Here is a 22177-nt window from a genome sequence, read left to right as displayed (position 1 = left end):
GCGGCTCACGACGGATGCCAGCCCAGCGTGAGATAAACGCCGCGTCGCGGCGTGTTGTAGGCATACGCAAGCTCATAGTCCTTGTCGAAGAGATTGTCGACGCGCGCCGTGACGGTCCACGACTTCGAGATGTCATAGCGCGCCGACAGGTTCACGATGCCGTAGCCCGCCAGCGTCGAATCGTAATCGCTGCGCTGGCCGCTCACGAGCCACTCGCCGCCTACGCGCCAGCGCCCGATCGTGCGATGCGCGCTCAGCGTCGCGAAATGCCGCGCGCGTCGCGTCAGGTCCTGGTGATTCGTTTCATCGACGGGATTCTGGAACGTGACGCCCGCGCGCACATCCGTTCTGCCGACATGCCCCGCCCACGATCCCTCGATGCCCTGCACCTTCGCCCGCCCGACATTCTGCGCGGTGTAGTAGAAGCCGCCGTCGGACACGTAGTCGATCAGGTTCGAGTAGCGCGTCTGGAACAGCGTGACGCGCAATACCCCGAGTCCGCTCGACGCATACTGCAACGCCGCTTCGACCGAATGGCTGCGCTCCGGTTGAATCGACGGATTGCCGCTGAACGGATAGTAGAGATCGTCGAAGCTCGGCGCGCGGAACGAGGCCGCATAGCTCGCGCTCGCCTTCCAGTGCGCGTCGATGTTGTACGCGTAGCCGAGATAGTAGCTGTTCGCGCCGCCGAAATCGGAATACTGGTCGTGACGCAGGTTCGCCTGGAATTCGCTCGCGCCCAGATGGCCGACATAGCCCGCGAACACCGAGTTCACGTGGCGGTCGGGGGCGCTGAACTGATCGGAATCGAGCGTCTGGTCGAGGTGCTCGTAGCCGAAGAGGAACGTGTGCGCGTCGCTGATGCGGATGTCGTTCTGCCACGTGTACTGGCGGTTCTCGGAATTGAAGCGGCTCGTATAGACGCCGTTCTGCTCGATGTTCGCGCGGTCCTGGCCCTGCGCGATCGTGAAGTGCGTGGTCCAGTTGCCGGTGAGTTTGCCGTTGGCGAACACCGACGCCGAACGCACGCGGTTGTGCGATTCGTTGAGATCGGTCGGCTGGCCGTAGGCATCGTCGAAGCTGTTGATGCCGTTCGACTGCAGGAAGCGCACGCCCGCATCCCATTGCTCGTTGAACCTGTGGCGCAAGGTCGCAGCGACGCTCTCGTTCAAATAGCCGTTCGCGTTGGGATTCGCGCCGGGCGCGAGGTTCGGATCGATCGACGAAAAGCCGTCGGTCTTTTCGCGCGACACGTTCAGGCTGAAGGTGGTGCGCCCGTCCTGGTCCAGCGCGCCGTTCACGCCGGCGGACTGGCGCTGCGTGTGATAGCTGCCGAGCTCGGTTTCGAAGCTGAAGCGCGGCGGATGCGGCTCGCCCTCCTTCGTGAAGATCTGCACGACCCCGCCGATCGCGCTGGAACCATACAGCGCCGAGACATTGCCATTCACCACCTCGACGCGGCCGATCTGGTCGAGCATCACTTGCGACAGTTGCGCCGCGCCGAGCGATGCCGATTCGACCCGGACGCCGTCGATCAGCACGAGCGACTGCGACGACGATGCACCGCGAATGAAGAGTCCCGAGTTCGCGCCCGGTCCGCCGTTGCGCGTGACCTGCATGCCGGGCGCGAGCGCGATGAGGCCGAGTGCGTCGTCGGCGTTGCTGTCTGCAATGTCCTGTGCATCGAACAACGAGGTCTGCGGAATGGAATCGGCGAGCGGCTGCGCTGCACGCGTGGCAGTAATAACGACAGGCGCAAGCGTTTGCGAAGCGTCATCCGTGGCGGTGGTCGTCGCGGCTTGCGCGACGCCGGCGAGCGGCAGGAGAAAAGTGGCAGCGGCGAGGCCGCGACTGGAGAGGCCGTCCCGGACGGAGGCCCATGGCGATTGCATGACGAGTGTTCCCGTGGAGGATGAGCGCGGCCCCGCTCCCCGCGAGGTTCGATGCGCGACGAACGCGCCATGCCGTTTGGGATCATGCAGTGATCGTGCGATGACCGGCGGCAGGCGCGTGGCACTCTGGCCGGTATCCGGGCTGGCGACGCATCGTCCCGCCTTCCCGCGCATCATGCGCAGTGGCGTCGACACGTTTCTTGCAGAGGCCGACGAGCGGCCCGGCGTATGGATGGATCCATGCGCCCGCACTGCAAAAACGCGTATGAGACGACTTGCAACTTGCGTTGCGGTCGCTTACCGTTGCGGGGGCAGCACAGGTTGGCTCCGTCCTGTCCGGCCGCCGTTCACTTGTTCGGCTGCTTCGAGGACTTCGCTCCCTGTTTCCCGTTTGACTGCATGCGCGAGAGCCGCGCATGCGAGCACCAGAAGTGCGGCAAGTGTAGGAGCGCGGGTGGGGACCGTCAAGAAACGGCGAACCCTGGCGCGAAGGACAGCAGGCGGCGCGTGAAGATGCAAAGAACAAACGAACTCAGCGAGCGAGAATCAGCCTGACTGCATGCACGAACAAATCAACGCTCGTGTTTTCTGCACACGAATGCATTGCGAGATGCGCGAGAACCCGGGGTTTGCGCGCAAGATCGCGTGCTGTTACGTCTCGAAACGAGACAATTATCGGTAGCTCCGTTGAACCGCGCTAAAATGCGAGGTCTTTAGAGGACGCAGCACATGCTCAACGAACTCGAATCACTGTCAGGAAACATCGGCCGGCTGATCCAGATCAGCGAGCGCCACAATCAGGCGCGTGCCGCGCTGCAAGAACAACTCGAGCAACTGCGCACCGAGTACGCCAATCTCCAGGCCGACCTCGCGCAAGTCCGCGAAGAACGCGACACGCTGCAGTCCGAACGCGATTCCCTCTCCGCCAAGATCGACGACGCGCAGGTCCGCCTCAACGCGATCCTCGAAAAGCTGCCGCGCGCAAAGTCCGCGCAGCACGGCGAAGCCGACAATCAACTCGATCTCCTCGAAGCCGATTCGCCGGAAGCGCATGAACATGCCCATGCGTCCGAAGCGGAATTGCACGGCGAGCATCATCAAGGAGAGAAGGCATGACGACCACGCAAATCGAAGTCTCCATTCTCGGGCAGCCCTATCGCCTTGCCTGCTCGCCTGAGACGGAAGGTGCGTTGCGCGAAGCCGTCGCACGCGTCGATGCCGAGATGAACAAGGTGCGCAACGCGAGCAACGTGCGCGGCACGGATCGCATCGCGGTGATGGCGGCGTTGTCGCTGGCGTCGGAATTGCTCAAGCTGCAGGACAGCGTGCGTCACGGCGAAGCCTTCCCCGCCGAGGAAATCCGTCGCACGATGCACTCGATGAACGAGCAGCTCGGCGCCGTCATTGCACAATACGAAGTGCAATAAAGCGCGTCGATGCGGTTGATCAAGCCGTGTTTGTGAAGGCTTGGCAAAGGCACAATCAGCGCGCCACGTCGATCGAAAAAAGAAACCGCACCGGGGCTGCAGAAGGCAAACGATTGGTGTAGAGTGACGTTTCCCTGCCTGGTACGCCAAGGTCATATATTCCTTGAACCAATGCTACATTGGCACGGTTGCGGAACCTTGCAACATGGGCGCGCGCGTCGCTAGTCCGATGTACCCGAAGTGTTGCTTACCGCGACCAATCTTGAACCCAGGTTCAGGATGCCGGCCTAGCGGCTATGGCGGGGACCTCATCTCAAACGGCATCGGTTTTCCCGATGCCGTTTTCATTTGCAGCAGTGCTTCTGCATTCCTCATTCCATCGTCGATCACGCATAACGAACAACCATGCGCTACTGGCTGATGAAGTCCGAACCGGACGAAGCGAGCATCGATCACCTGGCGCACGCGCCGAAGAAAACCCTGCCGTGGACGGGCGTGCGCAACTATCAGGCGCGCAACTTCATGCGCGACCAGATGCAAGTCGGCGACGGCGTGCTGTTCTATCATTCGAGCTGTCCGGAGCCGGGCATCGCGGGTATCGCGAAGGTCTGCTCTACTGCCTATCCGGACCCCACGCAGTTCGATTCCAACAGCCACTACTACGATCCGAAGTCCACGCAGGAAACGCCGCGCTGGATGCTGGTCGACGTGAAGTTCGTCAAGAAGACGCCGCTGATTCCGCTCGCCACGTTGCGCGAGCATGCTGAACTCGCGGACATGCAGGTACTCGCACGCGGCAATCGTCTTTCGATCACGCCCGTCACCGATGCGCAATGGCGCTTCATTACCGAGCGTCTCGTCTAACAAGGAACTTACGACGCACGGGTGCCGCCTAAAGGCCGTCGCACATCATGCGACGCAATACGTGATTGCCTTTGCGTCTGGAGCCTTCGATGACCTACAAGAAAACTGCCGCCGCCCTCGCCCTGTTCGCGATGTCCGGCGCCGCGTTCACCTTCTCTCAATCCGCCGCCGCGCAGACGGTGATCAATCAGCAGCCCGCGGGCGTGCTGTCACTGTCGGCGCAATCGAGCGCGCAGGTGGCGCAGGATGTCGTGACCATCACGCTGTTCTACGAACAGGAAGCCGCCGATCCCTCCTCCCTCACCAACACGCTCAATCAGCGCGCCGAGTCGGCCTTGCGCGAGGCGCGGGGCGTCGACGGCGTGACGGCCAGGAGCGGTTCGTTCACCGTGTATCCGTCCACCGATCGCGACGGCAAGATTTCCGCCTGGCGCGGCCGCACGGAAGTCGTGCTCGAATCGCATGACTTCGCGGCGGCCTCGAAGCTCGCCGGCCGGATGAGTGCGTCGATGCAAGTGGGCAGCGTGGCCTTCTCGCTGTCGCCGGAAGCACAGCGCGCGGCCGAGCAGAAACTCGTGACGCAGGCCATCGACTCGTTCCGCAAGCAGGCGCAAACCGCCGCGCAGTCGTTCGGCTACAGCAACTTCTCGATCAGGGAAGTGAACATCGGACACAGCGGCGTTCAGCCACGCCCGGTCATGATGATGCAGTCACGCGCGATGAGCGCCGATGCCAAGATGGCCGCGCCCATCGCGATGGAAGCCGGCACGACGACCGTGACCGTCGATGTGAACGGCTCCGTGCAGATGGGGCGGTAAGCGGTACGCGGGGCGCTCGCGCCCCGCATCTCAGTCAGGCCTGCGCGGATTCGGGCGGAAGGCGCAGATTGCGCTTGTACGCCCACACCATCATCAGCACGCCGGCGATGATCATCGGCAGCGAGAGCCACTGGCCCATCGAGAGATTGAATGCGAGCAAGCCGAGATAGTCGTCCGGCTCGCGCGCGAATTCCACCGTGAAGCGCGCCAGTCCATAGCCGATCAGAAACAGCGCGGACACGGCGCCGACAGGCCGCTGCTTGCGCGAGAACGTCCAGATCAGGATGAACAGCACCAGCCCTTCCAGCGCGATCTCGTACAGTTGCGACGGATGACGCGGCAGCATGTGATAGCGCTGGAAAATCTCGGTGAGATGGTATTGCGCGTCCAGTTGCGGATTCTTCGAGAGCCACACGGCGTCGTCGTTGGTCGAATTCTGGAACAGCATCGCCCACGGCGCGTTCGGGTCCGTCACGCGGCCCCACAGTTCACCGTTGATGAAGTTGCCGAGACGCCCCGCCGCGAGTCCGAGCGGCACCATCGGCGCGACGAAATCGGTCACTTGCAGCCAGGTGCGCTTGCGCTGCCACGCGAACAGCACCATGGCGAGCGTCACGCCGAGGAAGCCGCCGTGGAACGACATGCCACCTTCCCACACCTTGAAGATGTCGAGCGGATGCGCGGCGTAGTAACTCGCCTTGTAGAAAATCACATAACCGATGCGGCCGCCGAGAATCGTTCCGAGCACGCCGTAGAACAGCATGTCGTCGATGTCTTTCGCGGTCCAGCCCTGGCGCGACACATAGGGCAGGCGCAGACGCAGCCGCCCGATGACAATGGCCGACACGAAGGCCACGAGATACATGAGGCCATACCAGCGTACGGCGAGCGGTCCGAGATGGATGGCGACGGGATCGAAATTGGGATGTATGAGCATGCTGATGTCAAAGAGCTGACGGACTTCGAGGGGGCCTCGAGCGAACCTCAAGGCCGCATCATACAGAACCGGCGCCCTGCGCCCGCGAACGGACGATGTCGATGAAGCCGGCCAGCACCGGGCTCACTTCCGCCGCGCGCCACACGAGCCCGGTTTCGACGAGCATCGCCGGGTCCTCCGGCGCGCGCAACGGCCGGTACACGACGCCCGTGCGCCGCAGATGCCGCAGCGAACGCGGCACGAGCGCGACCCCCATGCCCGCCGAGACCAGGCTCACGATGGTCTGCATCTGAATGGCCTCCTGGCCGATGCGCGGCGTCAGGCCGGCAGCGCCGTAGCAGCCCATGATGCTGTCGTACAGGCCGGGCGCAAGCCGCCGCGGAAACACGATGAGCGGCGCGGCGGCCAGCGCGCCCAGCTCGACGCGCGTGTCCGCCCACTCCAGCTCGCCCTGCCCGAGTTCGCGCGCGGTCGCGGCGGGCATCGCGACGACCAGCGGCTCGCGCGCCACCGGCAGATACGACAGCGCGCCCGCATGGCGCGCCGGCAGCGGCGGAATGACGAGTCCGGCGTCGATGCGGCCGGCGACCAGTTCCTCGATCTGCACGTCGCTGGTGGCTTCGGTGAGTTGCAGCCGGACGCCCGGATGGCGCGCGCCGAACGCGTGCAGCAGCGCGGGCAGCAAGCCGTAGTCGGCCGTGGAGACGAACGCGAGCGACAGCACGCCCGCCTCGCCGCGCGCCAGCGACTGCGCCAGCGGCCGCAGCGCATCCGCCGACGCGAGCAGGCGCCGCACCTCGGGCAGCAGATCCTTCCCGACCGGCGTCAGTTCCACGCTCCGTTTCGTCCGCACGAACAAGGCGACGCCAAGCGCCTCCTCCAGCCCGCGGATCGCCTGCGAGAGCGGCGGCTGGGTCATGGCCAGGCGCGCGGCGGCGCGGCCGAAGTGCATCTCCTCGGCGACCGTGACGAAGTAGCGCAAGAGGCGCAAGTCGAAAGACGGGGTGCGCGGGTCCATTGATATGTTTTGCGACCTTATCAGCCGTGAATAATATATTGGACAGATACATCGCGCGAGTCGCATGCTTGCCGGACTAGACCAAAAAGTCCCCCTCAGGAGCACACCATGGCCTTCAATCGCCGCTCGAAGAACATCACCCAGGGCGTCGCGCGCTCGCCCAACCGTTCGATGTATTACGCCCTCGGCTATCAGGAAGCCGACTTCGACAAGCCGATGATCGGCGTCGCCAACGGGCATTCCACCATCACACCGTGCAATGCCGGCCTGCAACCGCTGGCCGACGCGGCCATCGAGGCGATCCGCAAGGCCGACGCCAATCCGCAGATTTTCGGCACGCCGACCATTTCGGACGGCATGTCGATGGGCACCGAAGGCATGAAGTACTCGCTGGTGTCGCGCGAGGTGATCGCCGACTGCGTCGAGACCGCCGTGCAGGGACAGTGGATGGACGGCGTCGTGGTGATCGGCGGGTGCGACAAGAACATGCCGGGCGGCATGATCGGCATGGCGCGCATGAACGTGCCGTCCATCTACGTGTACGGCGGCACCATCCGCCCGGGCAACTGGAAGGGCCGCGACCTGACCATCGTGTCGTCGTTCGAGGCGGTCGGCGAATTCACCGCGGGCCGCATGAGCGAGGAAGACTTCAAGGGCGTCGAGAAAAACGCGTGCCCGTCCACGGGCTCGTGCGGCGGCATGTACACGGCCAACACGATGAGCTCGTCGTTCGAGGCCCTCGGCATGTCGCTGATGTATTCATCGACGATGGCAAATCCCGATCAGGAAAAGGTCGACTCCGCCGCTGAATCGGCGCGCGTGCTGGTCGAGGCCGTGAAGAAGGATCTGAAGCCGCGCGACATCATCACGAAGCAGTCGATCGAGAACGCCGTCGCGCTCATCATGGCGACGGGCGGCTCCACCAATGCCGTGCTGCACTATCTGGCGATTGCGCACGCGGCGGAGGTGGAATGGAGCATCGACGACTTCGAGCGCATGCGCAAGAAAGTGCCGGTGATCTGCGATCTGAAGCCGTCGGGCCAGTATGTCGCGACCGATCTCCACAAGGCCGGCGGCATTCCGCAAGTGTTGAAGATCCTGCTCGATGCCGGTCTCCTGCACGGCGAGTGCATGACGATCACGGGCCGCACGATCGCCGAAGAGCTGAAAGACGTGCCGGCCAAGCCGCGCGCCGACCAGAAGGTCATCTTCCCGATCGCGCAGGCGCTCTACAAGCAAGGCCACCTGGCGATCCTGCGCGGCAATCTCGCGGAAGACGGCGCGGTCGCGAAGATCACGGGCCTCAAGAATCCGGTCATCACCGGTCCCGCGCGCGTGTTCGACGACGAGCAGAGCGCCATGGACGCGATCCTCGCCGACCGGATCACGGCCGGCGACATCCTCGTGCTGCGCTATCTCGGGCCGGTGGGCGGGCCGGGCATGCCGGAGATGCTCGCGCCGACCTCGGCGATCATCGGCAAGGGACTGGGCGAGTCAGTGGGCTTCATCACCGACGGCCGTTTCTCCGGCGGCACGTGGGGCATGGTGGTCGGGCACGTGGCGCCGGAAGCGTATGCCGGCGGGACCATCGCGCTGGTGCAGGAAGGCGATTCGATCACCATCGACGCGCACCAGCTGCTGCTGCAGCTGAACGTGGACGATGCCGAACTCGCGCGCCGCCGCGCCGCCTGGAAGCAGCCGGCGCCGAAGTACACGCGCGGTGTGCTGGCGAAGTTCGCGGCGCTGGCGCAGCCGGCCAACAAGGGCGCAGTGACGGGCTGATACGCGCGTCGAAACGCCCGGATGGATCATGCACAAGGGGCGCAGCGGCGCCCCTTGTGCATTCCGCGTGCCGCACGCCATGTCTCCTATAATGCGCGACAACGTGAAGCGTGCGCGTGCATCGGGGGAGACCACATGAAAGCACAGCTCAGGGGCGTCGTTGCGGGACTGGTGTGGTGGAGCGTGTGCGGCGTGGCCTGCGCGCAGAACGACAGCGCCTCGATGCTCGCGTTCGCGCAAAGCCACAACTGCATGAGCTGCCATTCGGTCTCGCGCAGCTTCATGGGGCCGTCGTTCGACAGCGTGGCGCACAAGTATGCGCAAGTCGAAGGCGCGCGCGGCATGCTCGCGCGCCGCATCATGGAAGGCGGCGTGGGCGTGTGGGGCCCGGTGCCGATGCCCGCCAACACGCAGATTTCACCGGATCAGGCGGCGGCGCTCGCCGACTGGATCCTCTCGCTGCGCTGACCGGCGCGTGCGCCCTTCACTCGCCGTGCTGACGGCGCAACTCGATTTCCACCGCCTCGCGCACCCATTCGCTCATGTGGCTCTCGAGCGCCGTCGCCACTTCGCGCGTGATGGCGGAGACGAGCTGGACCGAGTGCTCGCGCAGCACTTCGCGGCAGCGCTCCTCGATCAGCGCGCGGGCATCGCCCGTCAGGAAGTTCGTGAAGCGCCCGCGCAATTGTCCGGCGATCTGCTCCGCGTCGTATTCGATGGCGAGATTGGCCGACGGCGCGCGCGCGTACTCCGGCTTGCCGGGCACGACGACGTCGGTGAGGACGGGAATGGAGGGATCGAAGGATTGCGGCTTGTCCGTCATGGAAAGGGGTCTCCTCTTGAGCGCGGCGGGCGCGGCGGGCGCGGCCGCGTCTGTATGCAAGGCGTGGTGTACCGGGCAGAGCTTAACCAGCCCAGCGCGGCCACTCTGTTCGCTCAACCGCCCTGATTGCCTTGATTGTGCGTTTCGATGGCATAGCCCCGATCGCGATAGATGCGATAACGCTCTCGCCCCGCCGCGAGTTCCCCGCCCTCGCTGCCGACGATCTCCACCAGCCGCTCGAAGCGCGCGAACTGCGCCGACATCGGCGCGCCGAGATTCACCAGCACCTGATGATGCGGCGCTTCGTCAAGATTCGAGGTCAGCACGACCGGCGTGTCCTGCGCGAGCGGACTCTTCGCCATGCAGTGCGGCACGAATTCGAGCGGCTGGAAGGTCCACAATTGCTCGTCGAAGGCGGCGAGCCGCGCGGGCTCGGCGAGCACCACGAGCGGCTTGCCGCTCAGGTACGCCTTGCGCGCGAGGCGGCAGGCGTACGCGAGCGGATCGCCCACGTTCGTATGGAAGTCGATGCGCGTCATACGTGCGTCATGCCCGCATCACGCGCCGGCGCGGTCGATCAGGAACTGCGCGAGCAACGGCACCGGCCGGCCCGTCGCGCCCTTCGCGGCGCCGCTCTTCCACGCGGTCCCGGCGATATCGAGATGCGCCCACGGATAGTTCGACGCGAAACGCGACAGGAAGCATGCCGCCGTCACGCTGCCCGCCGGACGTCCGCCGATGTTCGCCAGATCCGCGAAGTTGGACTTCAGCTGATCCTGGTACTCGTCGTCGAGCGGCAGGCGCCAGGCCGGATCGACCGCCTCGCGCGACGCGTCGAGCAGTTCGCCGGCGAGCGCGTCGTCCTTCGCGAACAGGCCCGTGTTGTGATGGCCAAGCGCGATGATGCACGCGCCCGTCAACGTCGCGATATCGATCACGGCGGACGGCTTGAAGCGTTCCGCATAGGTGAGCGCGTCGCACAGGATCAGGCGGCCTTCGGCGTCGGTGTTGAGCACTTCGATGGTCGTGCCGTTCATCGCGGTGACGATGTCGCCCGGCTTGAGCGCATTGCCCGCGGGCATGTTCTCGCAGGTCGGCACCACGCCGATCACATTGAGCTTGAGGCCCATCTCGGCCACGGCGCGCATGGTGCCGAACACCGAACCCGCGCCGCACATGTCATATTTCATTTCGTCCATGGCTTCGCCGGGCTTGATCGAGATGCCGCCCGAATCGAACGTGATACCCTTGCCGACCAGCACGATGGGCGCGTTCTTGCCCTTTGCCTTGGCGGTGTCGCCCGCGCCTTGGTAATGCATGACGATGAACTGCGGCGGCTCGACCGAACCCTTTGCCACCGAGAGAAACGACCCCATGCCGAGCGCCTCGATCTGCTTCTGGCCGAGCACCTCGACCTTGAGCTTCCAGTCGCGGCCGAGTTTCTTCGCGGTCTGGCCGAGATACGTGGGCGTGCAGACGTTGGGCGGCAGGTTGCCGAGATCGCGCGTTAGATCCATGCCGTTGGCGATGGCCACGCCCTGCTTCAACGCGGCCTTGGCGGCCTTCTCGTCGGCGCTGAAGACGCTGAACACGACCTTCTTGAGCGCGCGCGGCGTGGTGTCCGGCTTGCTCTTCATCTGCGTGAACTTGTAGGTCAGTTCGCGCAGCGCGAGGATGGCGGCGCGCACGGCCCAGTCGCCGCTGCGTTCCTGGATCGGCAATTGCGCGAGCGTGAAGGTGGCCTGGCCGATCTTCGCGCCGAGCAGCACGCGCCATGCGGCGCGCACGGCTTCGCCATAGGCTTTCTGCGTGAAGGCGTCCTGCTTGCCGAGGCCTACGAGCAAGACGCGCGAGGCGCCGATGCCCGTCACTTCGGGCACGAGCAGCGTGGTGCCTGCGCGGCCGCTCATGTCGCCGGCCTTGACGATGCGCGAAATCAGGCCCTTGGTCGCGACATCCATGTCGCGCGCGGCGCCCGTGAGCGACTGCGCTTCGAAGATGCCGAGGACGATGACATCCGACTTTCCGGTAAGGAAACCATTTGCCTCGCCTTCGCTCCAATCACAGGCTTTTATGCTAAAGTCCATCGCGCTTATCCTCGGATAAAATCTTGGCTGAAGGATGAAAGCCGCAATTATCCGCTATTTTTTCCGCGGCAGTCACCGGTTTGCGGCGTGAGGGTAAGCAAGACCCCTTCCCGTCTGCCGAAGAGGTGCGTGCGTGATTCCGCATCGCCGCCAGTCTTAAGCAAAATTCAATGATCTTCGAACGCTCCCTGCAGCGCGAACTCGCGTACACGGCCGGCGCCGTGTTCATGGTGCTGCTCACGATCATGCTCACGACGATGATGATCCGCATCGTCGGCTTCGCGGCGCAAGGTCAGATCGACCCGAAGGACGTCGTCGTGCTGATCGGGCTGACCGTCATCGGCTATCTCGCGGTCATGCTGATCGTGACGCTGTTCGTTTCCATCCTGTTCGTGCTGACGCGCTGGTATCGCGATTCCGAAATGGTCGTGTGGCTCGCCTCGGGCGTGAGCCAGACCCAGCTCATCAAGCCGGTCGCCGTGTTCTCCACGCCGATCATCATCCTCATCGTGTTCTTCGCGTTCGTCGGCTGGCCCTGGTCCAACCAGCAGAGCAAGCTGATCAAGGCGCGCTTCCAGCAACGCGACGAAGTGTCCTTGCTGGCGCCCGGCCAGTTCCGCGAATCGCCGTCGAGCCACCGCGTGTTCTTCATCGAGAAGATGTCGCCGGACCAGGCCCAGGTGCAGAACGTGTTCGTCACCAGCACGGAAGGCGGCAAGGTCAACGTGATCGTTTCGCAGACGGGTCACACGGAAACGCGCGGCGACGGCGATCGTTTCATCGTGCTGGACAACGGCCGCCGCTATGACGGCGAACCCGGCCAGCCGAACTTCCGCATCATGGAGTTCGAGCGCTACGGCGTGAAGATCATGGGCCACCAGGTCGTCAACACGCCGAGCACCACCGGCATCTCGACACCCGACCTGCTTGCCGCGCCCACCAAGGACAATCTCGCGGAATTCGCCTGGCGCGCGGGGCTGCCGCTCATCGCCATCAACCTGATGCTGCTCGCCATTCCGCTTTCCTACCAGAATCCTCGCCGCAGCCGCACCATCAACCTCGTGATGGCCGTGCTCATCTACCTCACTTATTCGAACCTGCTGAACGTCGTGCAATCGTGGATCGAGCAGGGCAAGGTGTCCTTCGGCGTGGGGCTGGTGGGCTTGCACGTGATCGTGGGCGCGCTGGTCGCGTTCATCTTCTGGCTGCGGATCCGCAACCGGCCGCTCTTCAGGCTGTCGTCCCTGACGCGTTCGAAGGGAGCCTGAACCCATGCGCATCTACGAACGATACTTCGCGCGCCAGATCTACCTCGCGTTCATCTTCATCCTGTTCGCGTTTTCCGGCCTGTTCTTCTTCTTCGACCTGATCAACGAGCTGAACACGGTCGGCCACGGCAACTACAAGTTTCCGCTCGCGGTGCTGCGCGTCGCGTTGCAGACGCCCTCGCGCTTCTACGAAATCATTCCGGTCGCCGCGCTCATCTCGGCCATCTACGTCTTCGCGCAGATGGCGGCGGCATCCGAGTTCACGATCTTCCGCGTCTCCGGGCTCTCGACCGGCGCCGCGCTGCGTTCGCTGCTGAAGATCGGCATACCGCTCGTGCTCGTCACGTATCTGATCGGCGAAGTGGTGGGACCGTACACCGACCAGTTGTCCGAGCGCGTGCGGCTCGAGGCGCTCGGTTCGTCGGTATCGTCGAACTTCCAGTCCGGCGTGTGGGTGAAGGACACGCTGACCGCCAAGGAAAACGGCGAACAGGTCACGCGCTTCGTCAACGTCGGCACGCTGAATCCGGATACGTCCATCGCCAATGTGCGCATCTACGAGTTCGACGGCAAGTTCCGCCTGACCAACGTGCGCATCGCGAAGACCGGTGTGTACGAGCCGCCGGGCCACTGGAAACTGACCGGCGTGACCGACACGCAACTCTCCGCCGCGCCGCCTCAGGCCGTGAATCCCGGCGATACGCTGAACCCGGTGTATCGCGCGGTCCAGACGACGCTGCCCGAATACTCGCTGCGCTCGGAACTGACGCCGCAGATCCTGTCGGTGCTGCTGGTGTCGCCGGACCGCATGTCGATGTTCAACCTGTTCCGCTATATCCAGCACTTGACGGAAAATCATCAGGACACGCAGCGCTATCAGATCGCGTTCTGGCGCAAGATCCTTTATCCGTTCGCCGTGTTCGTGATGCTGATCCTGTCGTTGCCGTTTGCCTACCTGCATACGCGTGCCGGCGTGGTCGGCGTGAAGGTGTTCGGCGGCATCATGATCGGCATGAGCTTCCAGCTGTTCAACACGCTGTTCTCGCACATCGGCAATCTGAATACCTGGCCCGCGCCGATCACAGCGGCCGTGCCCGCCCTCGCCTATCTGGCCGTCGGATTGCTTGGCTTGAAGTGGGTGGAGCGGCACTGACCGCTCGGTTTCCTCGGGAGCGCACGATGGACAAGCACGGCATCATCCTGTTCGGTCACGGCGCGCGCGATCCGCGCTGGGCCGAGCCGTTCGAGCGGCTCGCGGCGAAGCTGCGCGCGGCGCGTGGCGAGCCGGTCGCGCTCGCTTACCTCGAACTGATGACGCCGGACTTGCCGGCGGCGGTGGCGTCGCAGGTGGCTGACGGCTGCGATGCGATCACCGTCGTGCCGGTGTTCTTCGGGCAAGGCGGGCATGTGCGCAAGGATCTGCCGGAAATCGTCGCGCGGTGTCAGGCGGCGCATCCCGATGTGACCATTGCATGCGCGACGGCTGTCGGTGAGGACGATGCCGTGCTGGACGCGGTCGCCGGATATTGCTTGAGGCAGGTGGGGCAGTAAGCCGGCCGTCCTCGCAACGAGGCGGCAACTGGGCGGACAACGCAGAAACATAATTTCAAGACGGAAGGATCGGATTGATCCAGTGGGCTTGAGGAAGCGTCCGGTTTAGCATGGCATTCATTCACAGGCAGTGCCTTTTCTGACAGGCTTGGTTGCTTGAATGACGCGGTTTGTCTATCAGGCTCGGCGCGTTCGGGTGACTGGGCATCGGGCCTGATCGAACTGAAACGGCTGACGACGTGGCTTCCTTCATCTTCTTTCTGCAAGACAACTATGGCCTCCTGGTCCTTGCGGCGATCACATTCGCATTGGCGCAATCGCTCGCTTACCTCTATCGGTGAAAGCTCGCGCGTTTGAGCCAGGCGGGGGTTTCAGTGCACAACGGCCACGACGAGGCTGGCTGCTTGAGTCGGCAGTCGGAAGACATGGTGCGAATGCAAGAAGACATCCGGCAATTGCGACGTGGATTGAGGCGGGTCGAAGCGCGGCTGACTGAACGGCCTGCTCACGCAAGACCGCTGGCTGCTTCGGCGCTTGCTCGGCATCACGCTGGAAGTAAAAGGCGCAAGCGCGGCCGGATGACGGATGAGTGCTACAGCACTGGCCATTCGGCCGAATTCTCGCCTTGCATCGTCGCGGCTACAGTCAAGGTACTTATCGGTACACCAAGGAGAACTCGACATGAACCTGCTCATTGCCAGATGGGGCGATAGCCTCGCCGTGCGTATCCCCGCTGAATACCTTCACCATGCCGGGATGTCTGAAGGCGATCACATTCAGGCGAATCTGACCGTCGACGGTGGCATCTGCCTCCACCCCGGTAACTGGGATCGCGAGGCCTTCATAAGAGAAATCGCGCAAACACGCGATCGCATGCCGATGACTGAATCGGTCATCGACGAACTTCGGCGTGAGGCGCGCTACTGATGGTTTATGTCGATACCAGTGTTCTAGTCGCGCTTTGCGCGATAGAACGCATGACTGCTGCGGTTTCGAATTGGTACTTCTCTGTCAAGGACAGCCTGATTTCTGGGGCCTGGTGCGCAACCGAGTTTGCCAGTGCGCTGGGCATCAAACGGCGGACCGGTCAGATCACTGATGAGGAATCATCTGCCGCATGGCATGCTTTTGAACGGCTGTGCGCGAAGGACCTACGACTGACTCCCATCAAGCCGTCTGTATTTCGTCATGCGGCCGTTCTGGCGCTCGACGCGTCCACCCGCTTGCGTGCGGGCGATGCGCTGCATCTCGCGACAGCGCTGGATTGCAACGCGAGATCAATCGCCACCCTCGACATCCTTCTCGCCGACAACGCAAAGAGGAAGCAACTCGAACTAGTGCAACTCTGACCTCCCCGCCCAACAAAAAAGCGCACCGTCTCCAGTGCGCTTCTGTTCCCTGCTCGACCAACAACTGCATCAAGCCGCCGCCTGCATCCCCTTCAAATGCACCTTCGGCGTCACCGCCGTCCGTTCGCGAAACGCCTCACCAATCATCAGTAAACTCGGCTGCGTCGGATCCAGCCATTCCTGCGCTTCACCCAACGCCATCTGCGCGAGCGTCAACGTCAGCGTGCGTTCACGCGCCGTGCTGCACGCCTCGACGATCGCCACCGGCGTCGCGCCCGGACGCCCCGCATCGATCAATTGCTGGGCGATTTCCGGCGCGCTGTCGCGGCCCATATAGAACACCAGCGAATCCGCCTGCGCCTGCTCGCGGATATCCTCGCTGTCCGCGGCGCGCGAGTGCGTCGCCAAGGCCACGCTGCGCGACACGCCGCGCAAGGTCAGCGAGCGCTTCAGCGACGCCGCGCTCGCCAGCGCGGCCGTGATGCCCGGCACCACCTCATAGTCGACACCGGCCGCCTCCAGCGCGCGCATTTCCTCGTCGGCGCGGCCGAAAAGCATTGGATCGCCGCCCTTCAGGCGCACGACCAGACCGTGCTCCAGCGCGGCATCGACGATCTGCTTGTTGATGAAATGCTGGGCCGTCGAACGCTGGCCGCAGCGCTTGCCGACGGCGATCTTCTTCGCGTTGGGCGCATAGTCAAGCATCGCCGGCTCGATCAGCGCGTCGTGCAGCACCACATCCGCTTGTTCGAGCAGACGCATGCCGCGCACGGTGATGAGATCCGCCGCCCCCGGCCCCGCTCCGATCAGATAGACCTTACCCATAGCTTTCATCGTTGAACTCACGCGTTCAGCATCCTCATGCGGAAATCGCACGAATCATACCGGCCGCGACCGTGTGATGCGTCGCTTCGTCGATCAGCACGAACGCGCCGGTGCCCTGATGCGTATCGTACTCGTCCGCGACGAGCGGCTTCTGCAACGTCAGCGCCACGCGGCCGATATCGTTCATCGCGAGCGTGCCGCGATCCACCGAATGCGACAGCGTATGCACGTCCAGCACCTGCTTCACCGCGCCAATGCGCGTGAACACCGTGTTGGTCGTCTGCTTCAGCAAGTATTTGCGCTGCAACGAGAGCGGCTCTTCGTCGAACCAGCAAAGATCGGCTTCGAGCTTCTTCGCCGGCTCGACCTTCTGCGTCAGCGGGACGAAGGTATCGCCGCGCGACACGTCGACGTCTTCCGCCAGTCGGATCGTCACCGTCTGGCCTGCGAACGCGCGATCCACCGGCGCCACGCCGCCCGGCACCGGGGCGATGATCTCGGCGACCGTCGCTTCGCGGTTGGCCGGCAGCACGGCGAGCGCATCGCCCACGCGCACCTCGCCCGCCTCGACCCGGCCCATGTAGCCGCGGAAGTCGTCGGCCTGCGAGCCGTCCTGGCGCGCGACCCACTGCACCGGGAAACGCAGCGCCTGATCGCTCGCTTGCGCGACCGGCAGCGACTCCAGCAGGTCGAGCAGCGGCTCGCCCGCATACCAGGGCATGCGCTCGCTCGCCGACACGATGTTGTCGCCCTTCAGCGCCGAGACGGGCACGAAGCGCACGTCAGCGATACCGAGCTGGCGCGCGAGCGCGACGTAGGCATCGCGGATCTCGTTGAAACGGGCTTCGCTGTATTCGATCAGGTCCATCTTGTTGATCGCGACGATCACATGCTGCAGGCCGAGCAGCTTGACGATCGCGCTGTGACGCTTGGTCTGCGGCAGCAGTTGCGCGACGCCGCTCTCGAGCGTGACGCGCGTTGCGTCGACGAGAATGATCGCCGCATGCGCGGTCGATGCGCCCGTCACCATGTTGCGCGTGTACTGCTCGTGGCCGGGGGTATCGGCGATGATGAACTTGCGCTTGGCCGTCGCGAAATAGCGGTATGCGACATCGATGGTGATGCCCTGCTCGCGCTCGGCTTCGAGCCCGTCCGTCAGCAGCGACAGATCGATCTCATCGCCGACCGTGCGCTTGTTCTTCGCGCGCGAAATCGCCGAGAGCTGGTCCGACAAAACCGCCTTGCTGTCGTACAGCAGGCGGCCGATCAGCGTGCTCTTGCCGTCGTCCACGCTGCCCGCCGTGATGAAGCGCAACACGCCCAGGTCTTCTGCTTGATAGATGCTCATGATTCGTTCGTCCTTGGGGCGTGTCGCTTAGAAATAACCTTGCTTCTTGCGCTGTTCCATCGCGGCTTCCGACGCCTGGTCGTCCATCCGCGTCGCGCCGCGTTCCGTGATTTCCGTCACGGCCGTTTCCGCGATGATCTTCTCGACGTCATCGGCGTCGCTCGCCACCGGGCAGGTGCAGCTGATGTCGCCGACGGTGCGGAAGCGGACTTGCGCGACCTCGGCCGTTTCGCCGTCGCGCACCGGCGTGAGCGGCGTCACCGGCACGAGCAGGCCGTTGCGGCGCACGATCTCGCGGTCATGCGCGTAGTAGATCGACGGCAGTTCGAGCTTTTCGCGCGCGATGTATTGCCAGATGTCGAGTTCGGTCCAGTTCGAGATCGGGAACACGCGCAGATGCTCGCCCGCATGCAGGCGCGCGTTATAGATGCTCCACAGTTCCGGGCGCTGCGCCTTCGGATCCCACTGGCCGAATTCGTCGCGGAACGAGAAGATGCGCTCTTTCGCGCGGGCCTTCTCTTCGTCGCGGCGCGCGCCGCCGATCATCGCCGTGTAGCCGTATTCCTCGATGGTCTCGAGCAGCGTCACCGCTTGCGCGGCATTGCGCGAATCGGTCTCGCGGCGCAGGCGCACGGTGCCCTTCTTGATGGAATCCTCGACGTGGCCCACCACCAGCTCGGCGCCGATCTCGGCTGCACGGCGGTCGCGGAAGTCGATCACTTCCTGGAAGTTGTGGCCGGTGTCGATATGCACAAGCGGGAACGGCAGCGACGTCTTGCGGTTCGCGCCGAGTCCGAATGCCTTCAGCGCGAGCGCCAGCACGACCACCGAATCCTTGCCGCCCGAGAACAGCAGCGCGGGCTTGCTGCATTCGGCGACCAGTTCGCGAATGATGTGGATCGACTCGGCTTCGAGCCAATCCAGGTGATCCATGCGCGTCGCCTGGTTGACGACCGGCGCGTTGACGGTTGAGTCGAGCGTCGTGCTCATGTTCTCGATCCTTGTTTTGGCGGCGCTTGAGCTTCCTTGAAGCGCTGCGTTCGGTGACTGGGTTTGATGCGGCGTCTTGTTGACTTACGCGCCTTGGATCGCCGAGCTCGGTGCTTCCTCGACGATCTTGATGTTCGTGATGTGCAGACCGCATTCCTTCGTATCGCGTGACTCCCACCACCAGCGGCCCGCCCGGCTGTCCTCGCCAGGACGCACGGCGCGCGTGCAGGGTTCGCAGCCGATGCTCGGATAACCACGCGCATGCAGCGGATTCACCGGCACGTCGAAGGCCTTCAGGTAATCCCACACATCGCTTTCGGTCCAGTCCGCGAGCGGATTGAACTTCGTGATGTTGCGCGGTTCGTCGTGCTCTTCCTCATGCAGTTCGGCGCGCGTGACCGATTGCTCGCGGCGCTGACCCGTTACCCATGCGGACACGTCAGACAGCGCACGATTGAGCGGCTCGACCTTGCGGATATGGCAGCAGCTCTTGCGCAAATCAATGCTTTCGTAGAAAGCGTTGAGGCCGTGATCGCGCACATAGGCATCGACGGCGTCCTGTTGCGGCAGGAACTGCTCGATGCCGTAGCCATAGCGCTGCTTGACGGTATCGAGCATGCCGAGCGTCTCCGCATGCAGGCGGCCCGTGTTCAACGAGAAGATGCCGATCTTCACGCCGCGCGACAGGATGGCGTGCGTTAGCACCATATCTTCGGCGGCGAGACTGCTGGCTAGCTTGACGCGCTCGTGGCGCGCTGCGATCGAATCGAGCAGCGCGTCGAGGCGTTCAACCTTGGCTTGCAATTCAGGGGTCATGCCTTACGCTCCGAGAGTCGCGATCAATGCCGCGCGGCGGCGAAACAGCGGTTCGGGATTGTCGGTTGCGCCCTGATACAGCTCCGTGAATTCGCCGAACGCATTGAGCGCGTCGTGAATGTCCTTGTCGGCGCGCACGGCGAAGGCGTCGAAGCCGCAGCGCGCGTGAAACGCGACCTGATCCCGCAACACATCGCCGATCGCGCGCAGTTCGCCGGTCCACTGATAGCGCTCGCGCAGCAAGCGGCCGATGGAGAAACCACGGCCATCGCGGAACACGGGGAAATCCACCGCGATCACGTTCAACTGGCCGAAGTCCGCGACGAGGTCGGCGGGTTCGTCGTCCGGCGCGAGCCACACGCCGATGTCATCCTTGGCACGCGTCGCGACGATCGCCGCCTTGTGTTCCTTCCACAGCGCGAACGGCACGATGATCTTGCCGGCCGGCAGCGCATCGACGGCGGGCAGCGTGCCGTCTTCCGCCGCGCGCACGACGACAAAGGCGTCTTCGACAATGGCGCGGTTCTTGATAATCAAGGTCATGTGCGAATCCTTAAGCGTGAGCCTGGCGCGATGCGTACACGCGCTCCTTGAACGGCGCGATGCCGATGCGGTTGAACGTCTCGATGAAGCGTTCGCCCTCGCCGCGGTTGTCGACGAAGGTGTCGATCACCTGCGAGATCACATCGGGCATTTCCTCGGCCGAGAACGACGGGCCGATCACCTTGCCGAGATGCGCGCCGGTCGCGCCCGAGCTCTGCTCGCCGCCGAGCGTCACCTGGTACCACTCGGAACCGTCCTTGTCGACGCCCAGAATGCCGATGTTGCCCACGTGATGGTGACCGCACGCGTTGATGCAGCCAGAGATGTTCAGCGACAGGTCGCCCAGGTCGTACACGTAGTCCAGATCGTTGAAGCGGTCCTGGATGGCCAGTGCAATCGGGATCGACTTCGCATTCGCGAGCGAGCAGAAATCGCCGCCCGGGCACGCAATGATGTCGGTCAGCAGACCCACGTTCGCCGTTGCGAAACCCAGCGCCTTCGCACGTTCCCACACGGTGTGCAGGTCGTGCTTCTTCACGTTCGCAAGGATCAGGTTCTGCTCGTGCGACACGCGGATTTCGCCGAACGAGAACTCGTCGGCGAGTGTGGCGACGTCGTCCATCTGCTGATCGGTGGCGTCGCCCGGCGCGATGTGCTGCGGCTTGAGCGACAGCGTCACCGACGCATAGCCCGGCACCTTGTGCGGACGCACGTTGCGTTCGACCCAGCGCGCGAACGGCTTGCTTTCGATCAGATGCTTTTCATAAGAGGCGTCGGTGTCCGCGAGCTTTTCGTAGGCGGGCGGCGCGAAGAACGCCGACACGCGCGTCACTTCGTCCTGCGTGAGCGTCGACGGGCCGTCCTTCAGGTGCTGCCACTCTTCCTCGACCTGCTTCGAGAACTTCTCCGGCGACAGCGCCTTCACCAGGATCTTGATGCGCGCCTTGTACATGTTGTCGCGGCGGCCATAGCGGTTGTACACACGCAGTACGGCTTCGCAATAGGTGAGCAGATGCTGCCACGGCAGATCGCGCTTGATGATCGCGCCGACGATCGGCGTACGGCCAAGTCCGCCGCCCGCGAGGATGTCCATCACGACTTCGCCCTGCGCGTTCAGCTTCAGATAGACGCCCATGTCGTGGATCTGCACGGCCGCGCGATCTTCCGTCGAGCCGTTCACCGCGATCTTGAACTTGCGCGGCAGCCAAGCGAATTCCGGATGGAACGTGGACCACTGGCGCAGGATTTCCGCCCACGGACGCGGATCGACTTGTTCGTCATGCGCGACGCCCGCGAATTGATCGGCGGTGATGTTGCGGATGCAGTTGCCCGAGGTCTGGATGGCATGCATCTGCACCGAGGCGAGCTTGCGCAGGATTTCCGGCGTTTCTTCGAGCTCGACCCAGTTGAACTGGATGTTGGTGCGCGTGGAGAAGTGACCGTAGCCGCGGTCGTGTTCGCGCGCGATGGTCGCGAGCATGCGGAGCTGGTCGCTGCGCAGGTTGCCGTATGGAATCGCGATCCGGTGCATGTACGCGTGACGCTGGTAGTACAGGCCGTTCTGCAGACGCAGCGGACGGAATTCTTCCTCGCTCAATTCGCCCGACAGACGGCGACGAACCTGGTCAGCGTACTGCTCGACACGTTCGTCGACGATGCGTTGGTCGATCTGATCGTATTGGTACATTCGGGGACCCCATGTTCTTGTCAAAGACGCTGCGGCCTAGGTTTCCGCAGCGCGTCTCATCCATCGAATATCCATTGAGTTCCTGTCGCGGCCGTCGTTCAGACGGTTCACTCATTTGCAAATGACGAAAACAGATATGGATATTGGAAAAA

At 63.8% G+C, this 22177-nt stretch carries 23 protein-coding genes, 1 other RNA gene and 1 riboswitch; of the genes, 12 read left to right on the top strand and 12 right to left on the bottom strand.

The window, feature by feature from the left end; all coding sequences use genetic code 11:
- Positions 1 to 5 precede the first annotated feature (5 nt).
- A complete protein-coding gene (locus QCE62_RS03390; protein ID WP_309914306.1) occupies positions 6 to 1892 on the bottom strand; it encodes a TonB-dependent receptor domain-containing protein in 1887 nt (628 codons plus the stop codon).
- A gap of 110 nt (positions 1893 to 2002) precedes the next feature.
- Positions 2003 to 2337: riboswitch (cobalamin riboswitch) on the bottom strand.
- Positions 2338 to 2621: 284 nt separating this feature from the next.
- Between QCE62_RS03390 and QCE62_RS03385 the strand changes: the two genes are divergently transcribed.
- From QCE62_RS03385 to QCE62_RS03365, 5 genes are all read left to right on the top strand, one after another.
- Entirely contained in the window at positions 2622 to 3008 is a 387-nt protein-coding gene (locus QCE62_RS03385) for an ATPase (protein WP_309914303.1), read from the top strand.
- Positions 3005 to 3319: a cell division protein ZapA gene (locus tag QCE62_RS03380; RefSeq protein WP_035508245.1), complete on the top strand. Its 315-nt coding sequence runs from the start codon at positions 3005 to 3007 to the stop codon at positions 3317 to 3319. The genes QCE62_RS03385 and QCE62_RS03380 overlap by 4 nt, the downstream gene beginning before the upstream one ends.
- 128 nt (positions 3320 to 3447) lie before the next feature.
- A non-coding RNA gene (ssrS, locus tag QCE62_RS03375) (6S RNA) lies at positions 3448 to 3629 on the top strand.
- A 95-nt stretch (positions 3630 to 3724) separates the two neighbouring features.
- Positions 3725 to 4183: an EVE domain-containing protein gene (locus QCE62_RS03370; protein ID WP_309914300.1), complete on the top strand. Its 459-nt coding sequence runs from the start codon at positions 3725 to 3727 to the stop codon at positions 4181 to 4183.
- An 89-nt stretch (positions 4184 to 4272) separates the two neighbouring features.
- Entirely contained in the window at positions 4273 to 5001 is a 729-nt protein-coding gene (locus QCE62_RS03365) for an SIMPL domain-containing protein (protein ID WP_309914298.1), read from the top strand.
- 34 nt (positions 5002 to 5035) lie between these two features.
- Here the strand turns inward: QCE62_RS03365 and lgt are convergent, their stop codons facing one another.
- On the bottom strand, positions 5036 to 5938 hold the full coding sequence (lgt, locus tag QCE62_RS03360; RefSeq protein ID WP_309914295.1) for a prolipoprotein diacylglyceryl transferase: 903 nt from the start codon (positions 5936 to 5938) through the stop codon (positions 5036 to 5038).
- A gap of 58 nt (positions 5939 to 5996) precedes the next feature.
- A complete protein-coding gene (locus QCE62_RS03355; protein ID WP_309914292.1) occupies positions 5997 to 6956 on the bottom strand; it encodes a LysR family transcriptional regulator in 960 nt (319 codons plus the stop codon).
- Between the two features lie 108 nt (positions 6957 to 7064).
- Here QCE62_RS03355 and ilvD point away from each other — a divergent pair, with 108 nt between their 5' ends.
- Positions 7065 to 8738 (top strand): dihydroxy-acid dehydratase, encoded by a 1674-nt coding sequence (ilvD, locus tag QCE62_RS03350; protein ID WP_309914289.1) that lies wholly within the window; start codon positions 7065 to 7067, stop codon positions 8736 to 8738.
- Between the two features lie 135 nt (positions 8739 to 8873).
- Entirely contained in the window at positions 8874 to 9206 is a 333-nt protein-coding gene (locus QCE62_RS03345; RefSeq protein ID WP_309914287.1) for a c-type cytochrome, read from the top strand.
- Positions 9207 to 9222: 16 nt separating this feature from the next.
- Here the strand turns inward: QCE62_RS03345 and QCE62_RS03340 are convergent, their stop codons facing one another.
- From QCE62_RS03340 to QCE62_RS03330, 3 genes are all read right to left on the bottom strand, one after another.
- Positions 9223 to 9561 carry a DUF2486 family protein gene (locus QCE62_RS03340; protein WP_309914282.1) on the bottom strand — a complete coding sequence of 113 codons (339 nt, stop codon included), beginning with the start codon at positions 9559 to 9561 and terminating at the stop codon, positions 9223 to 9225.
- A 113-nt stretch (positions 9562 to 9674) separates the two neighbouring features.
- Positions 9675 to 10100 carry a DNA polymerase III subunit chi gene (locus QCE62_RS03335; RefSeq protein WP_309914279.1) on the bottom strand — a complete coding sequence of 142 codons (426 nt, stop codon included), beginning with the start codon at positions 10098 to 10100 and terminating at the stop codon, positions 9675 to 9677.
- An 18-nt stretch (positions 10101 to 10118) separates the two neighbouring features.
- Positions 10119 to 11648, bottom strand: coding sequence for a leucyl aminopeptidase (locus tag QCE62_RS03330; protein WP_309914276.1), 1530 nt, complete (start codon positions 11646 to 11648; stop codon positions 10119 to 10121).
- Between the two features lie 170 nt (positions 11649 to 11818).
- Between QCE62_RS03330 and lptF the strand changes: the two genes are divergently transcribed.
- The 5 genes from lptF to QCE62_RS03305 all read left to right on the top strand — a co-directional run bounded on the left by lptF (position 11819) and on the right by QCE62_RS03305 (position 15816).
- Positions 11819 to 12916 carry an LPS export ABC transporter permease LptF gene (gene lptF / locus QCE62_RS03325; protein ID WP_309914273.1) on the top strand — a complete coding sequence of 366 codons (1098 nt, stop codon included), beginning with the start codon at positions 11819 to 11821 and terminating at the stop codon, positions 12914 to 12916.
- A gap of 4 nt (positions 12917 to 12920) precedes the next feature.
- Positions 12921 to 14069 (top strand): LPS export ABC transporter permease LptG, encoded by a 1149-nt coding sequence (gene lptG, locus QCE62_RS03320; protein ID WP_309807497.1) that lies wholly within the window; start codon positions 12921 to 12923, stop codon positions 14067 to 14069.
- Positions 14070 to 14095: 26 nt separating this feature from the next.
- Positions 14096 to 14467: a CbiX/SirB N-terminal domain-containing protein gene (locus QCE62_RS03315; protein WP_309914270.1), complete on the top strand. Its 372-nt coding sequence runs from the start codon at positions 14096 to 14098 to the stop codon at positions 14465 to 14467.
- Between the two features lie 681 nt (positions 14468 to 15148).
- A complete protein-coding gene (locus tag QCE62_RS03310) occupies positions 15149 to 15394 on the top strand; it encodes an AbrB/MazE/SpoVT family DNA-binding domain-containing protein (RefSeq protein WP_309914267.1) in 246 nt (81 codons plus the stop codon).
- Positions 15394 to 15816 carry a type II toxin-antitoxin system VapC family toxin gene (locus QCE62_RS03305; RefSeq protein WP_309914263.1) on the top strand — a complete coding sequence of 141 codons (423 nt, stop codon included), beginning with the start codon at positions 15394 to 15396 and terminating at the stop codon, positions 15814 to 15816. The genes QCE62_RS03310 and QCE62_RS03305 overlap by 1 nt, the downstream gene beginning before the upstream one ends.
- A 69-nt stretch (positions 15817 to 15885) precedes the next feature.
- On the opposite strand, the gene cobA is transcribed toward QCE62_RS03305, so the two are convergent.
- The 6 genes from cobA to QCE62_RS03275 form a co-directional block, all read right to left on the bottom strand.
- Positions 15886 to 16641, bottom strand: a complete 756-nt coding sequence (gene cobA / locus QCE62_RS03300; protein ID WP_309919581.1) for a uroporphyrinogen-III C-methyltransferase — start codon at positions 16639 to 16641, stop codon at positions 15886 to 15888.
- Positions 16642 to 16675: 34 nt separating this feature from the next.
- Complete coding sequence (locus QCE62_RS03295; RefSeq protein WP_409017778.1) at positions 16676 to 17989, bottom strand: sulfate adenylyltransferase subunit 1; 1314 nt, start codon at positions 17987 to 17989, stop codon at positions 16676 to 16678.
- 27 nt (positions 17990 to 18016) lie between these two features.
- Positions 18017 to 18979: a sulfate adenylyltransferase subunit CysD gene (gene cysD / locus QCE62_RS03290; protein WP_309914259.1), complete on the bottom strand. Its 963-nt coding sequence runs from the start codon at positions 18977 to 18979 to the stop codon at positions 18017 to 18019.
- Between the two features lie 84 nt (positions 18980 to 19063).
- On the bottom strand, positions 19064 to 19795 hold the full coding sequence (locus QCE62_RS03285; protein ID WP_309914256.1) for a phosphoadenylyl-sulfate reductase: 732 nt from the start codon (positions 19793 to 19795) through the stop codon (positions 19064 to 19066).
- 3 nt (positions 19796 to 19798) lie between these two features.
- Entirely contained in the window at positions 19799 to 20338 is a 540-nt protein-coding gene (locus QCE62_RS03280) for a DUF934 domain-containing protein (protein ID WP_309914254.1), read from the bottom strand.
- A gap of 10 nt (positions 20339 to 20348) precedes the next feature.
- On the bottom strand, positions 20349 to 22025 hold the full coding sequence (locus QCE62_RS03275; protein ID WP_309914251.1) for a nitrite/sulfite reductase: 1677 nt from the start codon (positions 22023 to 22025) through the stop codon (positions 20349 to 20351).
- Positions 22026 to 22177 lie beyond the last annotated feature (152 nt).

The sequence above is a fragment of the Caballeronia sp. LZ033 genome (assembly GCF_031451265.1).
Classification (GTDB): domain Bacteria; phylum Pseudomonadota; class Gammaproteobacteria; order Burkholderiales; family Burkholderiaceae; genus Caballeronia.
Note: the sequence above shows the minus strand (reverse complement) of the source record. Positions and strands in the feature narration are given on the sequence as shown.

Bases quoted from the DNA above. Each gene is read 5' to 3' on its own strand.
- QCE62_RS03390 (WP_309914306.1), bottom strand. From the start codon at position 1,892: ATGCAATCGCCATGGGCCTCCGTCCGGGACGGCCTCTCCAGTCGCGGC.
- QCE62_RS03385 (WP_309914303.1), top strand. From the start codon at position 2,622: ATGCTCAACGAACTCGAATCACTGTCAGGAAACATCGGCCGGCTGATC.
- QCE62_RS03380 (WP_035508245.1), top strand. From the start codon at position 3,005: ATGACGACCACGCAAATCGAAGTCTCCATTCTCGGGCAGCCCTATCGC.
- QCE62_RS03370 (WP_309914300.1), top strand. From the start codon at position 3,725: ATGCGCTACTGGCTGATGAAGTCCGAACCGGACGAAGCGAGCATCGAT.
- QCE62_RS03365 (WP_309914298.1), top strand. From the start codon at position 4,273: ATGACCTACAAGAAAACTGCCGCCGCCCTCGCCCTGTTCGCGATGTCC.
- lgt (WP_309914295.1), bottom strand. From the start codon at position 5,938: ATGCTCATACATCCCAATTTCGATCCCGTCGCCATCCATCTCGGACCG.
- QCE62_RS03355 (WP_309914292.1), bottom strand. From the start codon at position 6,956: ATGGACCCGCGCACCCCGTCTTTCGACTTGCGCCTCTTGCGCTACTTC.
- ilvD (WP_309914289.1), top strand. From the start codon at position 7,065: ATGGCCTTCAATCGCCGCTCGAAGAACATCACCCAGGGCGTCGCGCGC.
- QCE62_RS03345 (WP_309914287.1), top strand. From the start codon at position 8,874: ATGAAAGCACAGCTCAGGGGCGTCGTTGCGGGACTGGTGTGGTGGAGC.
- QCE62_RS03340 (WP_309914282.1), bottom strand. From the start codon at position 9,561: ATGACGGACAAGCCGCAATCCTTCGATCCCTCCATTCCCGTCCTCACC.
- QCE62_RS03335 (WP_309914279.1), bottom strand. From the start codon at position 10,100: ATGACGCGCATCGACTTCCATACGAACGTGGGCGATCCGCTCGCGTAC.
- QCE62_RS03330 (WP_309914276.1), bottom strand. From the start codon at position 11,648: ATGGACTTTAGCATAAAAGCCTGTGATTGGAGCGAAGGCGAGGCAAAT.
- lptF (WP_309914273.1), top strand. From the start codon at position 11,819: ATGATCTTCGAACGCTCCCTGCAGCGCGAACTCGCGTACACGGCCGGC.
- lptG (WP_309807497.1), top strand. From the start codon at position 12,921: ATGCGCATCTACGAACGATACTTCGCGCGCCAGATCTACCTCGCGTTC.
- QCE62_RS03315 (WP_309914270.1), top strand. From the start codon at position 14,096: ATGGACAAGCACGGCATCATCCTGTTCGGTCACGGCGCGCGCGATCCG.
- QCE62_RS03310 (WP_309914267.1), top strand. From the start codon at position 15,149: ATGAACCTGCTCATTGCCAGATGGGGCGATAGCCTCGCCGTGCGTATC.
- QCE62_RS03305 (WP_309914263.1), top strand. From the start codon at position 15,394: ATGGTTTATGTCGATACCAGTGTTCTAGTCGCGCTTTGCGCGATAGAA.
- cobA (WP_309919581.1), bottom strand. From the start codon at position 16,641: ATGGGTAAGGTCTATCTGATCGGAGCGGGGCCGGGGGCGGCGGATCTC.
- QCE62_RS03295 (WP_409017778.1), bottom strand. From the start codon at position 17,989: ATGAGCATCTATCAAGCAGAAGACCTGGGCGTGTTGCGCTTCATCACG.
- cysD (WP_309914259.1), bottom strand. From the start codon at position 18,979: ATGAGCACGACGCTCGACTCAACCGTCAACGCGCCGGTCGTCAACCAG.
- QCE62_RS03285 (WP_309914256.1), bottom strand. From the start codon at position 19,795: ATGACCCCTGAATTGCAAGCCAAGGTTGAACGCCTCGACGCGCTGCTC.
- QCE62_RS03280 (WP_309914254.1), bottom strand. From the start codon at position 20,338: ATGACCTTGATTATCAAGAACCGCGCCATTGTCGAAGACGCCTTTGTC.
- QCE62_RS03275 (WP_309914251.1), bottom strand. From the start codon at position 22,025: ATGTACCAATACGATCAGATCGACCAACGCATCGTCGACGAACGTGTC.